Source organism: Citrobacter sp. MGH104 (assembly GCF_001034485.1).
Taxonomy (GTDB): domain Bacteria; phylum Pseudomonadota; class Gammaproteobacteria; order Enterobacterales; family Enterobacteriaceae; genus Citrobacter; species Citrobacter freundii.
The window spans coordinates 843,134-858,623 of the sequence record NZ_KQ089819.1 but is presented as its reverse complement, the minus strand read 5'-3'; the positions used below and the strand labels follow the sequence as shown (position 1 = coordinate 858,623).

Genomic DNA, 15,490 nt, shown 5'->3' with positions numbered 1-15,490 from the left:
CAATGGGATACAGGAAACGCGTAATGAAAAAAGCAGGCTATCTTTTACTGGCGGTGATTGTGGTTGCCGCCGCTGCAGGCATCGGGTACTGGAAATTCACCGGCAACCCGGACGCATTACGTCAGATCGTCCTTCAACAATGCTTGCCGCACCAGTTGCAGCAGCAGGATCCTGCACCATGCGCAGAAGTGAAGCCGGATGCCGGATATGTGGTGTTCAAAGACCGTAACGGCCCTTTGCAATATTTGTTGATGCCCACTTATCGCATTAACGGTACGGAAAGCCCACTGCTGTTAAAATCAGGCACGCCGAACTTTTTCTGGCTGGCCTGGCAGGCGCGTAGCTTTATGAGCCAAAAATACGGCCAGGAAATCCCTGACAAAGCAGTCTCTCTGAGCATTAACTCACGTAGCGGGCGTACGCAAAATCACCTGCATATTCATATCTCCTGCCTGCGAACCGATGTCAGAAAACAGCTGGATGACAACCTGGCGAAAATCAGCACCCGCTGGCTACCTCTACCAGGTGGGCTGCGCGGTCATGAATATCTGGCGCGTCGCGTCACGGAAAATGAACTGGCACAACGCAGCCCGTTTATGATGCTGGCAGAAGAGGTGCCGGATGCACGTGAGCATATGGGCAGCTATGCGTTGGCGATGGTGCGTCAGAGCGATGAATCCTTTGTTCTGCTGGCTACTCAGCGCAATCTGCTGGCGCTGAATCTCGCCTCCGCTGAGGAAATTCAGGATCATCAATGTGATATTCTGCGTTAACCCCACCTAATCTGGCGTTTACTCCGCATGCCTGTCCCCGTATTCTTGTTGAAAAAAACAACAGGAGACAGGCATGTCGCTCTGGCTTACACACCCTCTGTTTATCCCCTCTCTGGTGGTTGGCATCACCATTCTGCTCTGGGCTACGTCGCTGCTGCCGGAGTTTATAACGGCGCTGCTGTTCTTTGCCGTGGCGATGGTCGCCAAAATCGCGCCACCGGATGTGATCTTTGGCGGCTTTGCGTCCTCCGCATTCTGGTTGGTGTTTAGCGGCTTTGTGCTGGGTATCGCGATTCGTAAAACGGGGCTGGCGGACAGGGCGGCGAGGGCGCTGTCATCACGGTTGACCGACTCCTGGCCGTTAATGGTGGCGAGTGTGGTGCTGTTGAGTTACGCGCTGGCGTTTGTAATGCCATCCAACATGGGCCGCATTGCGCTGCTGATGCCGATTGTCGCAGCGATGGCGAAACGGGCTGGAATTAACGATGGTACGCGCGCCTGGTATGGTCTGGCACTGGCCGTTGGGTTTGGGACATTCCAGCTTTCTGCGACGATTTTACCCGCAAACGTACCGAATCTGGTGATGAGCGGCGCGGCGGAAGGCTCTTACGGCATCCACCTCAATTATCTTCCCTATTTGCTGCTGCATACGCCGGTTCTGGGTTGGCTTAAAGGCGCGGTTCTCATCGTGCTTATCTGCTGGCTGTTCCCTGGCAAGCCCCATGCGCCGCGCGATCTCACGCCGTCGGAACCGATGAGTGGAGATGAAAAACGTCTGGCCTGGATGTTAGCGGTGGTGTTGCTTCTTTGGGTAAGCGAAAGCTGGCACGGCATTGGCCCCGCGTGGACCGGGCTGGCGGCGGCAGTTATCACATTGCTCCCACGGGTTGGCTTTATCAATGGCGACGAGTTTTCCACTGGGGTCAACATTCGTACCTGTATTTATGTGGCGGGTATTCTGGGGCTGGCGATCACCGTCACGCAAACAGGTATTGGTAGCGCCGTTGGTGAAGCGCTGTTACAGGTGATGCCGCTGGATGCGGAAAAGCCGTTTACCAGTTTCCTCGCGCTGACCGGTATTACCACGGCGCTTAATTTTATTATGACGGCGAACGGTGTTCCGGCGCTGTATACCACGTTGGCGCAAAGCTTTGCCGATGCGACGGGATTCCCGCTGCTGTCGGTGATTATGATCCAGGTGCTGGGTTATTCCACACCACTGTTGCCGTATCAGGCTTCACCGATCGTGGTGGCGATGGCGCTCGGGAAAGTACCTGCAAGGGCAGGGATGCTGCTGTGTATCGCACTGGCGGCGGCAACGTATTTGATTCTTCTGCCGCTGGATTACGCCTGGTTTACGGTGTTGGGAAAACTGTAGCTGTATCAAAATGTTAATTTTATGTTTTGTGAGTGAGTGAATTGTATTATGCGCGGCAATATCGGTTAATGCCTGAGCGCAGATTTGCGCACTGGAAACTCAAGGATTGATTCATGGACAGTTTGACCCCCATCCGCCGCTGGCCTGCCATCATCTCGCTTGTGATTACGCTGACCATCTGGTTTGTTATCCCGTGTCCTCCTGACGTAACCCCACAAGCGTGGCATCTGCTGGCACTGTTTATTGGTACGATCGCCGCGATTATCGGTAAAGCTATGCCCATTGGCGCAATTGCGATTGTGGCGATTATGCTGGTGGCGATGACAGGCGTTACTAACCCAGGCAAACCCTCGGCGGCATTGAACGATGCATTGAGTGGTTTTTCTAACCAGCTAATCTGGCTGATTGGTTTATCCATTATGCTGTCGCAAAGTCTGTTAAAGACCGGCCTGGGCGCGCGTATTGGCTACGGGTTTATTGCGCTATTTGGTAAAAGAACGCTGGGTATTGCGTGGGCATTAACCCTTGCGGAAACGCTAATTGCACCCGTAACGCCAAGCAATACTGCGCGTGGTGGTGGCATTATCCACCCGGTAATGCGGGCGATTGCGGAGAGCCTCGGCTCGCAGCCAGGCCATGCCGAGAATGGTTCAACGGGCCGTTATCTCGCGCTGGTGAACTACAACATTAACCCGATCAGCTCGGCAATGTTCATCACCGCGACCGCACCTAATCCGTTAATCGTCAGTTTTTTGACAAAGGGGACGGATGGCGTGCTGAACATGACCTGGGGAATGTGGGCTATTGCGGCGCTTCTTCCCGCACTGGTATCACTGGTTGTTATGCCGATTGTAATCTGGTGGCTCTATCCGCCAGCTATCACGCGCACGCCAAATGCGCCGCAGTTTGCGCGGCAAAAACTAGATGCGCTGGGTCCACTTTCTTTGGCAGAGAAAATCACCCTGGGGGTGTTCATTTTGCTGCTCTGTCTATGGGCGGGTGTTCCAGCAATGCTGATGGGCAGTGCCTGGAGCGTAAACCCCACTAGCGCCGCGTTAATTGGATTGTCGATTCTATTGATGGCGGGTGTATTGAGCTGGAATGACATTCTTAAATGCCGCGGGGCATGGGATACGATAGTCTGGTTTGCCGCGCTGGTGATGATGGCGGATTTTCTCAGCAAACTGGGATTGGTGGGATGGCTGGCAACCAGCGTGGGTAGCGCAATCGACCATCTTGGCGTGCACTGGAGTGTTGCGACGCTGCTGTTAATCCTGCTTTATGTCTACTCGCACTACTTTTTCGCCAGCACAACTGCGCATATTACGGCTATGTTCGCTGCGTTCTTCGCCGCAGGCTTAGGCCTCGGCGCGCCGCCAGCGCTGCTTGGTTTAATGCTCGGTTTCTCCTCCTCCTTGATGATGTCGCTCACGCACTATGGCACGGGTACTGCGCCTATTATCTTTGGTTCGGGCTATGTCACGTTGGCGGAGTGGTGGAAAACGGGGCTGGTGATGAGTGTGGTCAACCTGACCATTTGGGGTGTGACCGGCGCCTTCTGGTGGCACTGGTTGGGATACTGGTAGTTAATACAGCGGGAGGAGGGCTCCTCCCGCCTTAACAACTTAAGCCTGTTTAGCGGCTTCTGCTGCTTTAACGATGACTGCGAAGGCGTCTGCTTTCAGAGAAGCACCACCAACCAGCGCACCATCGATGTCCGGCTGAGCGAACAGTTCTGCCGCGTTAGCTGCGTTTACAGAACCGCCGTACTGGATGATAACTTGCTCAGCGATTTTCGCGTCAGCTTTAGCAATGTGGTCACGAATAAATTTGTGAACAGCCTGAGCCTGAGCAGGAGTTGCAGATTTGCCGGTACCGATAGCCCATACTGGTTCGTAAGCGATAACGACGCCTTCGAATGCTGCCGCGCCCTGAGTTTTCAGAACCGCGTCGATCTGACGTGCACAAACTTCTTCAGTTTTGCCCGCTTCGTTTTCTGCTTCGGTTTCGCCGATGCACAGAACTGGAGTCAGACCCTGCTCTTTCAGCACGGCGAATTTTTTAGCGATCAGCTCGTCAGATTCTTTGTGGTAAGTACGACGCTCAGAGTGACCGATAATGATGTACTGCGCGCCGATGTCTTTCAGCATTTCAGCACTTGTTTCACCAGTGAATGCGCCAGACAGGTTCAGGTCAACGTTCTGCGCGCCCAGAATGATGTGGCTACCGGCAGCGGCGTGTTTCGCCAGGTCGATATACATTTCCGGTGGAGCAATCGCTACTGCACAGCCAGCAACGCCAGCCAGTTCTTTACGCAGGTTAGCAACCAATTCGTTTACCATGTGGCGGCTGCCGTTCAGTTTCCAGTTACCCATCACTAAAGGATGTCGCATTTCATTTCTCCACGCTTGTCAGCGAATTAAGGAATATGGCCGCCCGTGAGGGCAGCATGGTCTGTGAAACAGTATAGAGATTCATCCCCTGAAAGGCTTTGCTTTTTGTCATCAATTCGCCTTCTCAAGACTTTCTGATAGTACCAGCTTAATCGGTTCAACAGCGAAGGTCAGTCCTTTTTCACCGTTGTCAGCAACAACATAGCGAATTGCGCCTTCTGTTTCAGCGTAATAGCGCTTACCTTTGCCTGCGGCGAGCAGTTTTTGCAGCTTTTTCTGGCTCTGTTCCTTCGTCAGTAGCGGTGCGACGGTGCGGATGACGGCGGTCATGTATTCCAGCGCTTTCGCTTTGGCTGCCTTTTGTTCTGGCCCCTGAATGGGTAACCAGGTTATCTGCATGCTTTTGATTTTAAGGGTGCCGCGTTCAAGAGCGGAAGACGCATACAGGTTTTCATTGATTTTACTGGCTGCGCGGGTGAGATTTGCTCGATCGCGACTGCTGTCGATGGCACGGAACTCATTCAGAATAAGCTTCGGATTCTGCGTATTAAAGTTTTCACGAAACTGGCTAATCGACAGGTCAAAGGTCGGCGCGCCCGCCAGTAAATAGGGGGCCGTGGTTGCCGTCGACGGCTCTTCCGCCAGTACCGCAGTGCTCGCGGTTAAGGCTGAAAACAATAATAAAAACAGTGTAAATCCTTGCTTCATCAATCGTACCTTTCATTCTCATTGCTCACGATTAAAACGGTAACCGTCGAGCTTGTCAAAAGGGTAAACTGTTCTGGAAGGTAATAATAAAGGAACTTACATGACCATACAGCAGTGGTTATTCTCATTTAAAGGGCGCATCGGGCGCCGTGATTTCTGGATTTGGATTGGCCTCTGGATCGTCAGCATGCTGGTTCTGTTTTCGCTGGCGAGCAAACAATTACTCGATATTCAGACCGCGGCTTTTTGTCTGGTGTGTCTGCTATGGCCAACGGCGGCAGTGACGGTAAAACGTCTGCATGACCGGGGGCGCTCCGGAGCGTGGGCGCTGTTGATGATCCTGGCGTGGATGCTGCTGGCCGGAAATTGGGCGATTTTACCCGGCGTCTGGCAATGGGCGATAGGCCGCTTTGTTCCAACGTTGATTCTGGTTGGTATGCTTATCGATCTGGGGGCGTTCATTGGCACCCAGGACGCGAATAAATATGGTAAGGATACGCAGGACGTAAAGTACAGAGCTGACTCGTAGGCCGGATAAGCGTAAGCGCCATCCGGCAAAATGCCCGGGTGTTTACCGGGCATTGAAACGTTCTTACCAGTAGTGCTCTGCGGTCATATGGCCCGGTCGACGGCGCAGGTGTTTGGTCATTTGCCGGGTCTCTTTCAGCAACTGCTGCGTGTCGCGTACCATTTGCGGGTTTCCGCACAGCATCACATGGCTGGTTTCTTTATCCATTGGCAACCCGACTGCTTTTTCTAGCTCACCGCTTTCAATCAACGCCGGTACACGTCCGGTCAGCGAATCTGCGGCTGTTTCACGGCTGACAACCGTCTGGATGCGTAATTTACCTTCGTAGCGTTTTTCCAACGCCTGCATCAACGGTAGATAGCTCAAATCGGCGGCATAGCGCGCGGCGTGGACCAGCACCAGATTTTTAAAGCGATCCAGGTCCTTGCCTAACTGCAGAATCGACAAATATGGGCCGATAGCCGTGCCGGTCGCCAGCATCCATAGCGTTTCGCAATCGGGGACTTCATCCAGCACGAAGAAACCAGCAGCTTCACTCACCACCTGCACTTCATCGCCAGGCTTCAGTGCTGCCAGACGAGGGCTGAGTTTGCCGTCGGGAACCGTCACCAGATAAAACTCTAAATCGGGGTTATCAGGGGCATTTACGTAAGAATAGGCGCGCTGGACGCGTTCGCCGTCGATCTCAAGGCCAAGCTTAGTGAACTGACCTGCAGTGAAAGGAAGAACTGGAGCTCGCACGGTCAAACTAAACAAGGCATCGGTCCAGTTTTGCACCTTTGTGACTTTGCCTGTTACCCAATCTGCCATGGTTTTCTCCTGTCTGCTTTGATTGCCTTATCTTCGTTCGTTGGACGAAAGATTTCCAGCCCATATGGACTGGAAGGCTCTATTGATCAAATCAATTACAGGATGTGCGCCTGCACATCGGGATCTTTACGATCGAGGTAGTGAATCGACTGAATGCGACGGATCGTACGTGATTTGCCGCGGATCAGCAGCGTTTCGGTGGTGGCGATATTACCTTTGCGGCTAATCCCTTCCAGCAAATCGCCTTTGGTGATGCCGGTGGCGGAGAAAATGACGTTGTCGCTACGCGCCATTTCATCGAGGCGCAGCGCTTTGCCCGCTTCAATGCCCATGGCGGTGCAACGAGCCAGTTCTTGTTCGCCAATGCGACGGTTTTCTTCGCTGTCGCCTTTGACGTCATGACGCGCCAGCAAACGGCCCTGCATGTCGCCGTCCAGCGCGCGGATCACAGCTGCGGAAACCACACCTTCAGGTGCGCCGCCAATGCCGTACAGCACGTCAACTTCACTGTCTGGCATGCAGGTCAGAATGGAGGCCGCAACGTCGCCGTCTGGAATAGCGAAGACGCGCACGCCCAGTTTTTGCATTTCGGCGATCGTTTCATCATGGCGTGGTTTGGCCAGAATGGTTACGGTCAGCTCACTCAGCGGTTTATTGAGTGCAGCGGCAACGTTATGCAGGTTGGCTTCCAGCGACAGGTTCAGGTCGATAGACCCTTTTGCGCCTGGGCCGACAATCAGCTTTTCCATGTACATATCTGGCGCATTCAGGAAGCAGCCTTTATCGCCCACAGCCAGTACGGCCAGCGCGTTTGCCTGACCCATTGCCGTCATGCGTGTGCCTTCAATAGGATCGACGGCGATGTCGACCGCATCACCAAGACCGGTCCCGACTTTTTCACCGATAAACAGCATCGGCGCTTCATCAATCTCACCCTCGCCAATCACGATGGTGCCGTCGATGTTGACCTGGTTGAGCATAATACGCATGGCGTTCACCGCCGCGCCGTCAGCGGTATTTTTATCGCCGCGGCCCAGCCATTTATAGCCAGCCAGCGCGGCCGCTTCGGTCACGCGTGAAAATTCAATGGCAAGTTCTCGTCTCATTGCAAACTCGTAGCTGAAAGGAATGGCGCGAAGTGTAGCACAGGGGAGGGGGCGAGATTATTGATGTGTGTGCGGGGTTGCCCCCGCACGAAGATTTTGCCGGATAAGCCAAAGTAGCCATCCGGCAATGACGTATTACTCGTCGTGATCTTCCCATGCCATGGCGCGTTTGACCGCTTTTTTCCAGCCGCTGTAACGGAAGTTACGCTCGGTGGTTTCGATGCCTGGACGGAATTCACGCTCGATGACCGCTTTCTCCTGCAACTCATCCAGATTCTGCCAGAAGCCTACTGCCAGGCCAGCCAGGTACGCTGCACCTAATGCGGTGACTTCGCGAACTTCCGGACGCTCTACGCGGGTGCCCAGAATGTCAGACTGGAACTGCATCAGGAAGTTGTTGGCGACCGCACCGCCGTCAACGCGCAGGGCGTGCAGACGAATACCGGAGTCAGCCTGCATCGCTTCCAGAACATCACGCGTCTGATAAGCGATAGACTCAAGCGTTGCGCGGATGATGTGGTTGGAGTTTACGCCACGGGTCAGGCCGAAGATGGCGCCACGTGCATACGGGTCCCAGTACGGTGCACCCAGGCCAGTAAATGCCGGAACGACGTACACGCCGTTGGTGTCTTTCACTTTGGTGGCGAAATACTCAGAGTCGAATGCATCGCTGATGAGTTTCATTTCATCGCGCAGCCACTGAATGGATGCGCCAGCCATAAATACCGCACCTTCCAGCGCGTAGTTCACTTCCCCGGTCGGTCCGCAGGCGATGGTGGTCAGCAGTCCGTTTTCGGACTTAACGGCTTTCTCACCGGTATTCATCAGCATGAAGCAGCCGGTACCGTAAGTGTTTTTCGCCATCCCTTCCTTTACGCACAGCTGGCCAAACAGAGCTGCCTGCTGGTCACCGGCGATACCGGAGATAGGAATACGAATGCCGCCTTTACCACCAATGTTGGTCTGACCGTACACTTCAGAAGAGCGACGCACTTCTGGCAGCATGGCGCGCGGAATATCCAGCGCATCCAGCATCGTGTCATCCCAGTCCAGGGAGTGGATGTTGAACAGCATGGTACGTGAAGCGTTGGTGTAATCCGTGACGTGTACGCGTCCCTGCGTCATTTTCCAGATAAGCCAGGTGTCCACGGTACCAAACAGCAGTTCGCCGCGACGAGCGCGCTCACGCGAGCCTTCAACGTGGTCGAGGATCCATTTCACCTTGGTGCCAGAGAAGTAAGGGTCAATGACCAGGCCGGTGTTGTTACGAATGTATTCTTCCATGCCATCGCGCTTGAGCTTTTCGCAGATATCTGCGGTACGACGACACTGCCACACAATGGCGTTGTAGATTGGTTTACCGGTCTCACGCTCCCAGACGATGGTGGTTTCACGCTGGTTGGTAATACCGATCGCTGCAATTTCATCGGAACTGATATCGGCTTTCGCCAGAACTTCAACCAGCGTAGAGCTTTGGGTTGCCCAAATTTCCATTGGGTCGTGTTCTACCCAACCTGCTTTCGGGTAGATTTGCTCGAATTCGCGCTGTGAAACGGCAACGATATTCGCATCGTGGTCCATTACGACCGCGCGGGAGCTGGTGGTGCCCTGGTCGAGCGCAACGATATATTTTTTTTCAGTCATAATTTTTGTCCCGTAGTCACATTACAGCGAAGCTTTTTGTTGAGTGTTGGCCGCCGCGTCTTTTTCTTCAATCACGCAGACATCGCACGGTAAATGGCGACCAATCAGTTTGCGATATGCCCATGCGCCCAAAATCGCGCCGGTAATTGGGCCAAACACCGGAACCAGGAAGTAAGGGATATCGCGACCACCTGTGAAGGCAATCTCACCCCATCCGGCCATCCAGGCGAAGAGTTTCGGTCCGAAGTCACGTGCCGGGTTCATCGCAAAACCTGTCAGCGGACCCATGGAAGCACCAATGACGGCAATTAATAAGCCAATCAGCAGCGGTGCCAGCGGACCACGAGGTACACCGTTACCATCGTCGGTCAGAGCCAGAATCAGCCCCATTAGAATAGCGGTAATGACCATTTCAACCGCGAAGGCCTGCACAAAATTGATATGCGGATTCGGATAGGTGGAGAAAGTACCCGCCAGACCCAGGCTTTCGGTAGTGCCACGCACGATATGGTTGGTTTGTTCAAAATCGATGAAAAGATTGTAATAAAGCCCGTAAACCAATGCCGCTGCGCAAAAGGCGCCGGCAATTTGCGAAATAATAAAAGGGACAACTTTGCGTTTATCAAAACAGGCGAACAGCCAGAGTGCGATGGTTACCGCGGGATTCAGGTGTGCACCAGAAACGCCTGCGGTCAGATAGATAGCCATTGCTACCCCCAGACCCCAGATGATACTGATTTCCCACTGACCAAAAGTAGCACCAGCTACTTTGAGTGCAGCGACACAGCCCACACCGAAGAAAATCAACAACCCGGTACCGAGGAATTCAGCAATGCACTGGCCTTTTAAGGTTGAGGTTTGACTCATAATCGGATCCTGAAGAGAGTTTAATGTTTATTGTGTGCGAGAAGGTCACTGACATCCCCGGAGCCGGTAGGCACACTGTTAATTTATCGTTAACGCTCAAAAACGAGAAATATCGAAATTAAAATGTGTGTACTGCATCAACAAAATGAGCGTTTTCGCGCCATTGTGCGGTATTTGTTATACAAAAATAGTGTGAGCTGAATCATTTCACTGATCAATCTGTTAACACTTAAGAGTTATGACAGTCATGTCACCAGGAGAAAGACTAAAAGTGTTGCAAACCGCAATCTGCGCGGGATGCCGCTGGACAGGGATGACGCGGCTTCATACAATCGGTGTTAAGTAGAGTGCGCTCGTTTTTATTAAGGCGTCGCCGGTTATCGGGACGAGGATTTTTATCCATCAACGCCTTGCAATTCAGGAGAGGTATGACGATGTCATTAGAAGTGTTTGAGAAACTGGAAGCAAAAGTACAGCAGGCGATTGATACCATCACGCTGTTACAGATGGAAATCGAAGAGCTGAAAGAAAAGAACAACTCACTGTCGCAGGAAGTTCAGACTGCACAGCAGCAGCGTGAAGAGCTGGAGCGTGAGAACAACAACCTGAAAGAACAGCAGAATGGCTGGCAGGATCGTCTGCATGCCCTGCTGGGTCGTATGGAAGAAGTCTAATTACGCTTCATTTTTCGTGCCGTAGCTGCGTTGGCTGCGCTCAGTTACCCCAGTCACGTAGTTTACTACGCTCCTGGGGATACCTTCGTTTGCCGCCTTGCTACAACACGAAACCTCTTGCGTAATCGTTCCTGTGTAGGCCGGATAAGGCGTAAGCCGTCATCCGGCAATACAATCGTTTTACCGCAACACAACGTTAATTTCAGGCATTCAAACCCCCATCTACGTCCAGACCGGTGCCGGAAATCTGCCCAGCCGCTGGGCTTGCCAGAAACGTCACTGCCGCTGCAACATCCTCCGGTGTTCCGTAATGCCCTGTCGCAATAAGCTGTCGTTGGGATTCTGCCTGCTCGCCATCTGCCGGGTTCATATCACTGTCCGTTGGGCCTGGATGGACAAGATTAACGGTAATGCCTCGTGGGCCGAGATCACGAGCCAGGCCACGGGTTAGCGAGTTGAGCGCTGATTTAGTCATCGCGTAGACGGCAATCCCCGGCTGGGCGACGCGGTTGGCAAGACAACTGCCAATATTGATGATTCGCCCACCTTCAGGGAGATGCGGTAGCGCGGCCTGTATGGCAACTACCACGCCACGGATGTTCACGTTAATCAATGCGTCGATGTCTTCCAGTGACAGCGACTCCAGCGGGCCGCCGCGTGCGATCCCTGCGTTGTTGACCAGGATATCCAGTCCTCCGAGTGACTGTACCGTGCGGTTTACGGCATTCTGAATCGCCTGAGCGTCTGCACTGTTTGCCTGAATCGCCTCACCATGGCGGCCAAGTGCTGTAATTTCATCGGCAACGGCCTGGGCTTTCTCCGCAGATTTTTCATAGGTTATAACAACATCAGCACCGGCTTTCGCCAGCGACAGTGCAATGGCGCGCCCTAATCCACGACTGGCTCCGGTGACCAGCGCTTTTTTACCTGTCAGATCGATATGCATGATGACCTCGTGATGAGAGTGATGAGATTCATCATTAGGTATAGAGAGAGTTTTTTCTTCGTCAATGCGCTGGATGGGGGAATCGGAAGGGTGGTGTGGCAAAAAAAAAGCCAGTCAGTTGTTTAACCGACTGGCATCACACCGAATTGCGGTGTTTTCTTTACTCGATATCGAGCGGGTCTTCGGAGAGGATTATACCGGTGTTGTCGGCGTACAGGTGATCGCCAGAGAAGAACGTTACACCGCCAAAGTTGACGCGTACATCGCTTTCTCCAATACCTTCCCCTGCGGCACCGACCGGAATCGCGGCAATCGCCTGAATGCCGATATCCAGTTCTTCCAGATCGTCTACCTGACGGACTGAGCCGTAGATGACCAGACCTTCCCATTCATTCTGTACGGCCAGTCGAGCCAGTTCGGCATCGACCAGCGCACGACGGACAGAACCACCGCCATCGACCAGCAGAATGCGACCACGGCCGTTTTGTTCGAGCAGATCGTACAGCAACCCGTTGTCCTCGAAACATTTTACCGTGATGATTTGTCCGCCAAACGACGACCGTCCTCCAAAGTTAGAGAACAGTGGTTCCACGACGTTGACATCTTCCTGATAGATGTCACAAAGCTCGGATGTATCGTATTTCATAGGCTCAACGTTCAGTTGCTGCGAGAATTTTTAGTATATCGCGCTATGTGTACTGTTGGCAAAATCATCAATTGTTAATTGATATTTGTCAGTTAAAGAGACCACTGACTTAAGAAAATTCCAACGACAAACAGCAGGTTAGTTAACAATGCCGCTTTCACGGTGCGTTCCAGCATTGGGCGCATTGCCGCAGGATCCATCTCACGCATCACGTATCGCGCCTGTTTAATCAGCAGCGGAGCGGCGAGGATAAACAGCCATCCCCACAGGCTTTGCAGTGAGAATAGGTTAAACAGGGCCAGACAGACCAGCGTGCCCATCAGCAGACAGGCGTGGTAGCGGCGGGCATTGACAGCGCCTAAACGCACGACCAGCGTGTTCTTGCCGTTCTCTCTGTCGCTGTTGATATCGCGCAGATTGTTGACGTTGAGCACGGCAGTTGCCAGCAGGCCGCAGGCGGTAGCAGGCAGAATGAGCGCCGGAATCAACGTATGCGCCTGCAGATACCAGCTTCCCATAACGCTCAGCCAGCCGAAGAACACCAGCACGGAAATATCGCCCAGACCGATATATCCGTAAGGGCGATTGCCTACGGTGTAGGTGATTGCGGCGATGATCGACAGGCCGCCGAGCACCAGGAAGCCGACAAAATCTGCCAGCGTGTGACAGGCCACAGCAACCAGGGCCAGACCGGACAGGCAGATCAAGACCACGGTGACGATCAGCGCCCGCTTCATCTGCTGTTGGGTGATGACCCCTTTTTGCATACCGCGCAGCGGTCCTATGCGGTCGGGCTTGTCGCTGCCTTTGACGGCATCGCCATAGTCGTTAGCGAGATTGGACAGAATTTGCAGCAATCCCGCCGTAATCAATGCCAGCAGAGCAACCAGCGGATTGAAGTATCCTTGCCACCATGCTAATGCCGTACCGACGATGATCGCCGCGAAGGCGAGCGGTAAGGTCTTAGGTCGTAAACTTTCCAGCCAGGCTTGTGAGCGGCTAATTTGTTGTTGTTCAGTCATATTTAGCGCCAATAAAAATGGGGCTTTATCAGCCCCATCAACAGTGATGAAAATGCATTGAACGCGATTATAGGATAAAACGGCTCAGATCTTCATCTGCGACCAGCGCATCCAGATGTTTGCTCACATATTCGGCATCAATTGTGATGTTTTGGCCGTTCAAATCGCTCGCATCATAGGAAATATCTTCCATCAGACGTTCCAGAACGGTATGCAGACGACGTGCACCGATGTTTTCGGTGGTTTCGTTAACCTGCCAGGCCGCTTCGGCAATGCGTTTAATACCGGATTCAGTGAAGTTGATGTCCACACCTTCAGTCGCCATCAGCGCTTTGTACTGCACGGTGATGGAGGCATTCGGTTCGGTAAGGATACGCTCAAAATCGCTGGTGGTCAGCGCCTGCAGCTCGACACGAATCGGCAGACGACCCTGCAGTTCCGGGATCAGGTCGGACGGTTTCGCCACCTGGAATGCGCCAGAGGCGATAAACAGGATGTGATCGGTTTTCACCATGCCGTGCTTGGTGGACACCGTGCAGCCTTCAACCAGCGGCAGCAGGTCGCGCTGTACGCCTTCGCGGGACACGTCCGGGCCGGAGGATTCACCGCGCTTACAGATTTTGTCGATTTCGTCGATAAACACGATCCCGTGCTGCTCAACGGCGTCGATAGCTTCTTGTTTCAGCTCTTCCGGGTTCACCAGTTTGGCCGCTTCTTCTTCAATCAGCAGTTTCATCGCGTCTTTGATTTTCAGCTTACGCGGTTTTTGCTTCTGACCGCCCAGGTTCTGGAACATGGACTGCAGCTGGCTGGTCATCTCTTCCATTCCCGGAGGCGCCATAATTTCAACGCCCATCGGTGCGGCCGCGAGATCGATTTCGATCTCTTTATCATCCAGTTGGCCTTCACGCAGTTTTTTACGGAACGCCTGACGCGCTGCAGAAGGTTCCTGCGGCTGCTCTGACTGTCCCCAGTTATTTTTAGCCGGTGGGATCAGCACGTCGAGAATGCGCTCTTCCGCCATCTCTTCAGCGCGGAAGCGGTTTTTCTCGATTGCCTGAACGCGGACCATCTTAATGGCAGCATCGGTCAGATCGCGGATGATCGAGTCAACTTCTTTACCAACATAGCCAACTTCGGTGAATTTGGTTGCTTCAACTTTGATGAACGGCGCGTTGGCCAGTTTTGCCAGACGACGGGCGATTTCGGTTTTACCGACGCCGGTCGGGCCAATCATCAGAATGTTTTTCGGCGTGACTTCATGGCGCAACTCTTCGTTGAGCTGCATACGACGCCAGCGGTTACGCAGGGCAATCGCCACGGAACGCTTAGCGTTATCCTGGCCGATGATGTGTTTGTTCAGTTCGCTGACAATTTCGCGTGGGGTCATTTCAGACATGGGGGATCCTTACGCTTTGGAGTTCAATTCTTCGATGGTATGGAAGTGGTTGGTATAAATGCAGATATCCCCTGCAATATCCAACGCTTTCTCAGCAATCTCGCGTGCGCCAAGCTCGGTGTTTTCCAGCAGAGCGCGTGCAGCAGCCTGGGCGTAGGGACCGCCGGAGCCGATGGCAATCAGATCGTTTTCTGGCTGGATGACGTCGCCGTTACCGGTGATGATGAGCGATGCCGTTTCATCTGCGACGGCCAGCAGCGCTTCGAGTTTGCGCAGCATACGGTCTGTACGCCAGTCTTTTGCCAGTTCAACGGCAGCTTTCACCAGGTGGCCCTGGTGCATTTCCAGCTTGCGTTCAAACAGTTCAAACAGCGTGAATGCATCCGCAGTACCGCCCGCAAAGCCCGCGATGACTTTGTCGTTGTACAGACGGCGGACTTTCTTCACGTTGCCTTTCATTACGGTGTTACCCAGTGTGGCCTGACCATCACCGGCGATTACCACATGGCCGTTACGGCGTACGCTTACTATTGTTGTCACGAGCAGACCCCTTGGTTACAAATGCAATGTACAGGCCCCGCACAGTGTGCGGGGC

Annotated in this window: 16 protein-coding genes; 5 read left to right on the top strand and 11 right to left on the bottom strand. The window is 53.4% G+C overall.

Features of this window, described 5'->3' with window-relative positions; translation table 11 throughout:
- Nucleotides 1-23: 23 nt before the first annotated feature.
- The 3 genes from SK34_RS22315 to SK34_RS22305 all read left to right on the top strand — a co-directional run bounded on the left by SK34_RS22315 (nt 24) and on the right by SK34_RS22305 (nt 3,737).
- A complete protein-coding gene (locus tag SK34_RS22315) occupies nt 24-773 on the top strand; it encodes a CDP-diacylglycerol diphosphatase (RefSeq protein ID WP_003028780.1) in 750 nt (249 codons plus the stop codon).
- 73 nt (nt 774-846) lie between these two features.
- Nucleotides 847-2,151 carry an SLC13 family permease gene (locus SK34_RS22310; protein ID WP_003840496.1) on the top strand — a complete coding sequence of 435 codons (1,305 nt, stop codon included), beginning with the start codon at nt 847-849 and terminating at the stop codon, nt 2,149-2,151.
- A 113-nt stretch (nt 2,152-2,264) separates the two neighbouring features.
- Nucleotides 2,265-3,737, top strand: a complete 1,473-nt coding sequence (locus SK34_RS22305) for a DASS family sodium-coupled anion symporter (RefSeq protein ID WP_048234204.1) — start codon at nt 2,265-2,267, stop codon at nt 3,735-3,737.
- 39 nt (nt 3,738-3,776) lie between these two features.
- Here SK34_RS22305 and tpiA read toward each other — a convergent pair whose 3' ends face one another.
- Complete coding sequence (tpiA, locus tag SK34_RS22300; RefSeq protein ID WP_003028783.1) at nt 3,777-4,544, bottom strand: triose-phosphate isomerase; 768 nt, start codon at nt 4,542-4,544, stop codon at nt 3,777-3,779.
- A gap of 111 nt (nt 4,545-4,655) precedes the next feature.
- A complete protein-coding gene (locus SK34_RS22295; RefSeq protein ID WP_003028785.1) occupies nt 4,656-5,252 on the bottom strand; it encodes a YiiQ family protein in 597 nt (198 codons plus the stop codon).
- 100 nt (nt 5,253-5,352) lie between these two features.
- On the opposite strand from SK34_RS22295, the gene SK34_RS22290 reads away from it, so the two are divergent.
- Nucleotides 5,353-5,781 carry a DUF805 domain-containing protein gene (locus SK34_RS22290; RefSeq protein WP_048220107.1) on the top strand — a complete coding sequence of 143 codons (429 nt, stop codon included), beginning with the start codon at nt 5,353-5,355 and terminating at the stop codon, nt 5,779-5,781.
- 63 nt (nt 5,782-5,844) lie between these two features.
- Here SK34_RS22290 and fpr read toward each other — a convergent pair whose 3' ends face one another.
- The 4 genes from fpr to SK34_RS22270 form a co-directional block, all read right to left on the bottom strand.
- The gene (fpr, locus tag SK34_RS22285; protein WP_003840504.1) at nt 5,845-6,591 is read right to left on the bottom strand and encodes a ferredoxin--NADP(+) reductase; all 747 of its coding nucleotides are present in this window, start codon (nt 6,589-6,591) and stop codon (nt 5,845-5,847) included.
- Nucleotides 6,592-6,686: 95 nt separating this feature from the next.
- Nucleotides 6,687-7,697, bottom strand: a complete 1,011-nt coding sequence (gene glpX, locus SK34_RS22280; protein ID WP_003847859.1) for a class II fructose-bisphosphatase — start codon at nt 7,695-7,697, stop codon at nt 6,687-6,689.
- 135 nt (nt 7,698-7,832) lie between these two features.
- Nucleotides 7,833-9,341 (bottom strand): glycerol kinase GlpK, encoded by a 1,509-nt coding sequence (gene glpK, locus SK34_RS22275; protein WP_003028792.1) that lies wholly within the window; start codon nt 9,339-9,341, stop codon nt 7,833-7,835.
- Between the two features lie 21 nt (nt 9,342-9,362).
- Nucleotides 9,363-10,208, bottom strand: coding sequence for an MIP/aquaporin family protein (locus tag SK34_RS22270; protein ID WP_003028793.1), 846 nt, complete (start codon nt 10,206-10,208; stop codon nt 9,363-9,365).
- 428 nt (nt 10,209-10,636) lie between these two features.
- On the opposite strand from SK34_RS22270, the gene zapB reads away from it, so the two are divergent.
- Entirely contained in the window at nt 10,637-10,882 is a 246-nt protein-coding gene (gene zapB / locus SK34_RS22265; RefSeq protein WP_088732415.1) for a septal ring assembly protein ZapB, read from the top strand.
- Between the two features lie 202 nt (nt 10,883-11,084).
- Here zapB and SK34_RS22260 read toward each other — a convergent pair whose 3' ends face one another.
- From SK34_RS22260 to hslV, 5 genes are all read right to left on the bottom strand, one after another.
- Entirely contained in the window at nt 11,085-11,828 is a 744-nt protein-coding gene (locus SK34_RS22260) for an SDR family NAD(P)-dependent oxidoreductase (protein WP_003840511.1), read from the bottom strand.
- Nucleotides 11,829-11,988: 160 nt separating this feature from the next.
- A complete protein-coding gene (gene rraA, locus SK34_RS22255; RefSeq protein WP_003028798.1) occupies nt 11,989-12,474 on the bottom strand; it encodes a ribonuclease E activity regulator RraA in 486 nt (161 codons plus the stop codon).
- A 92-nt stretch (nt 12,475-12,566) separates the two neighbouring features.
- A complete protein-coding gene (gene menA / locus SK34_RS22250) occupies nt 12,567-13,496 on the bottom strand; it encodes a 1,4-dihydroxy-2-naphthoate polyprenyltransferase (protein WP_003028801.1) in 930 nt (309 codons plus the stop codon).
- Nucleotides 13,497-13,563: 67 nt separating this feature from the next.
- Nucleotides 13,564-14,895: an ATP-dependent protease ATPase subunit HslU gene (gene hslU / locus SK34_RS22245; RefSeq protein ID WP_048234203.1), complete on the bottom strand. Its 1,332-nt coding sequence runs from the start codon at nt 14,893-14,895 to the stop codon at nt 13,564-13,566.
- A gap of 9 nt (nt 14,896-14,904) precedes the next feature.
- Nucleotides 14,905-15,435, bottom strand: a complete 531-nt coding sequence (gene hslV, locus SK34_RS22240; protein WP_003028805.1) for an ATP-dependent protease subunit HslV — start codon at nt 15,433-15,435, stop codon at nt 14,905-14,907.
- Between the last annotated feature and the right edge of the window lie 55 nt (nt 15,436-15,490).

Excerpts from the sequence above, each read along its gene's own strand:
- SK34_RS22315 (WP_003028780.1), top strand. The coding sequence starts at position 24 with ATGAAAAAAGCAGGCTATCTTTTACTGGCGGTGATTGTGGTTGCCGCC.
- SK34_RS22310 (WP_003840496.1), top strand. The coding sequence starts at position 847 with ATGTCGCTCTGGCTTACACACCCTCTGTTTATCCCCTCTCTGGTGGTT.
- SK34_RS22305 (WP_048234204.1), top strand. The coding sequence starts at position 2,265 with ATGGACAGTTTGACCCCCATCCGCCGCTGGCCTGCCATCATCTCGCTT.
- tpiA (WP_003028783.1), bottom strand. The coding sequence starts at position 4,544 with ATGCGACATCCTTTAGTGATGGGTAACTGGAAACTGAACGGCAGCCGC.
- SK34_RS22295 (WP_003028785.1), bottom strand. The coding sequence starts at position 5,252 with ATGAAGCAAGGATTTACACTGTTTTTATTATTGTTTTCAGCCTTAACC.
- SK34_RS22290 (WP_048220107.1), top strand. The coding sequence starts at position 5,353 with ATGACCATACAGCAGTGGTTATTCTCATTTAAAGGGCGCATCGGGCGC.
- fpr (WP_003840504.1), bottom strand. The coding sequence starts at position 6,591 with ATGGCAGATTGGGTAACAGGCAAAGTCACAAAGGTGCAAAACTGGACC.
- glpX (WP_003847859.1), bottom strand. The coding sequence starts at position 7,697 with ATGAGACGAGAACTTGCCATTGAATTTTCACGCGTGACCGAAGCGGCC.
- glpK (WP_003028792.1), bottom strand. The coding sequence starts at position 9,341 with ATGACTGAAAAAAAATATATCGTTGCGCTCGACCAGGGCACCACCAGC.
- SK34_RS22270 (WP_003028793.1), bottom strand. The coding sequence starts at position 10,208 with ATGAGTCAAACCTCAACCTTAAAAGGCCAGTGCATTGCTGAATTCCTC.
- zapB (WP_088732415.1), top strand. The coding sequence starts at position 10,637 with ATGACGATGTCATTAGAAGTGTTTGAGAAACTGGAAGCAAAAGTACAG.
- SK34_RS22260 (WP_003840511.1), bottom strand. The coding sequence starts at position 11,828 with ATGCATATCGATCTGACAGGTAAAAAAGCGCTGGTCACCGGAGCCAGT.
- rraA (WP_003028798.1), bottom strand. The coding sequence starts at position 12,474 with ATGAAATACGATACATCCGAGCTTTGTGACATCTATCAGGAAGATGTC.
- menA (WP_003028801.1), bottom strand. The coding sequence starts at position 13,496 with ATGACTGAACAACAACAAATTAGCCGCTCACAAGCCTGGCTGGAAAGT.
- hslU (WP_048234203.1), bottom strand. The coding sequence starts at position 14,895 with ATGTCTGAAATGACCCCACGCGAAATTGTCAGCGAACTGAACAAACAC.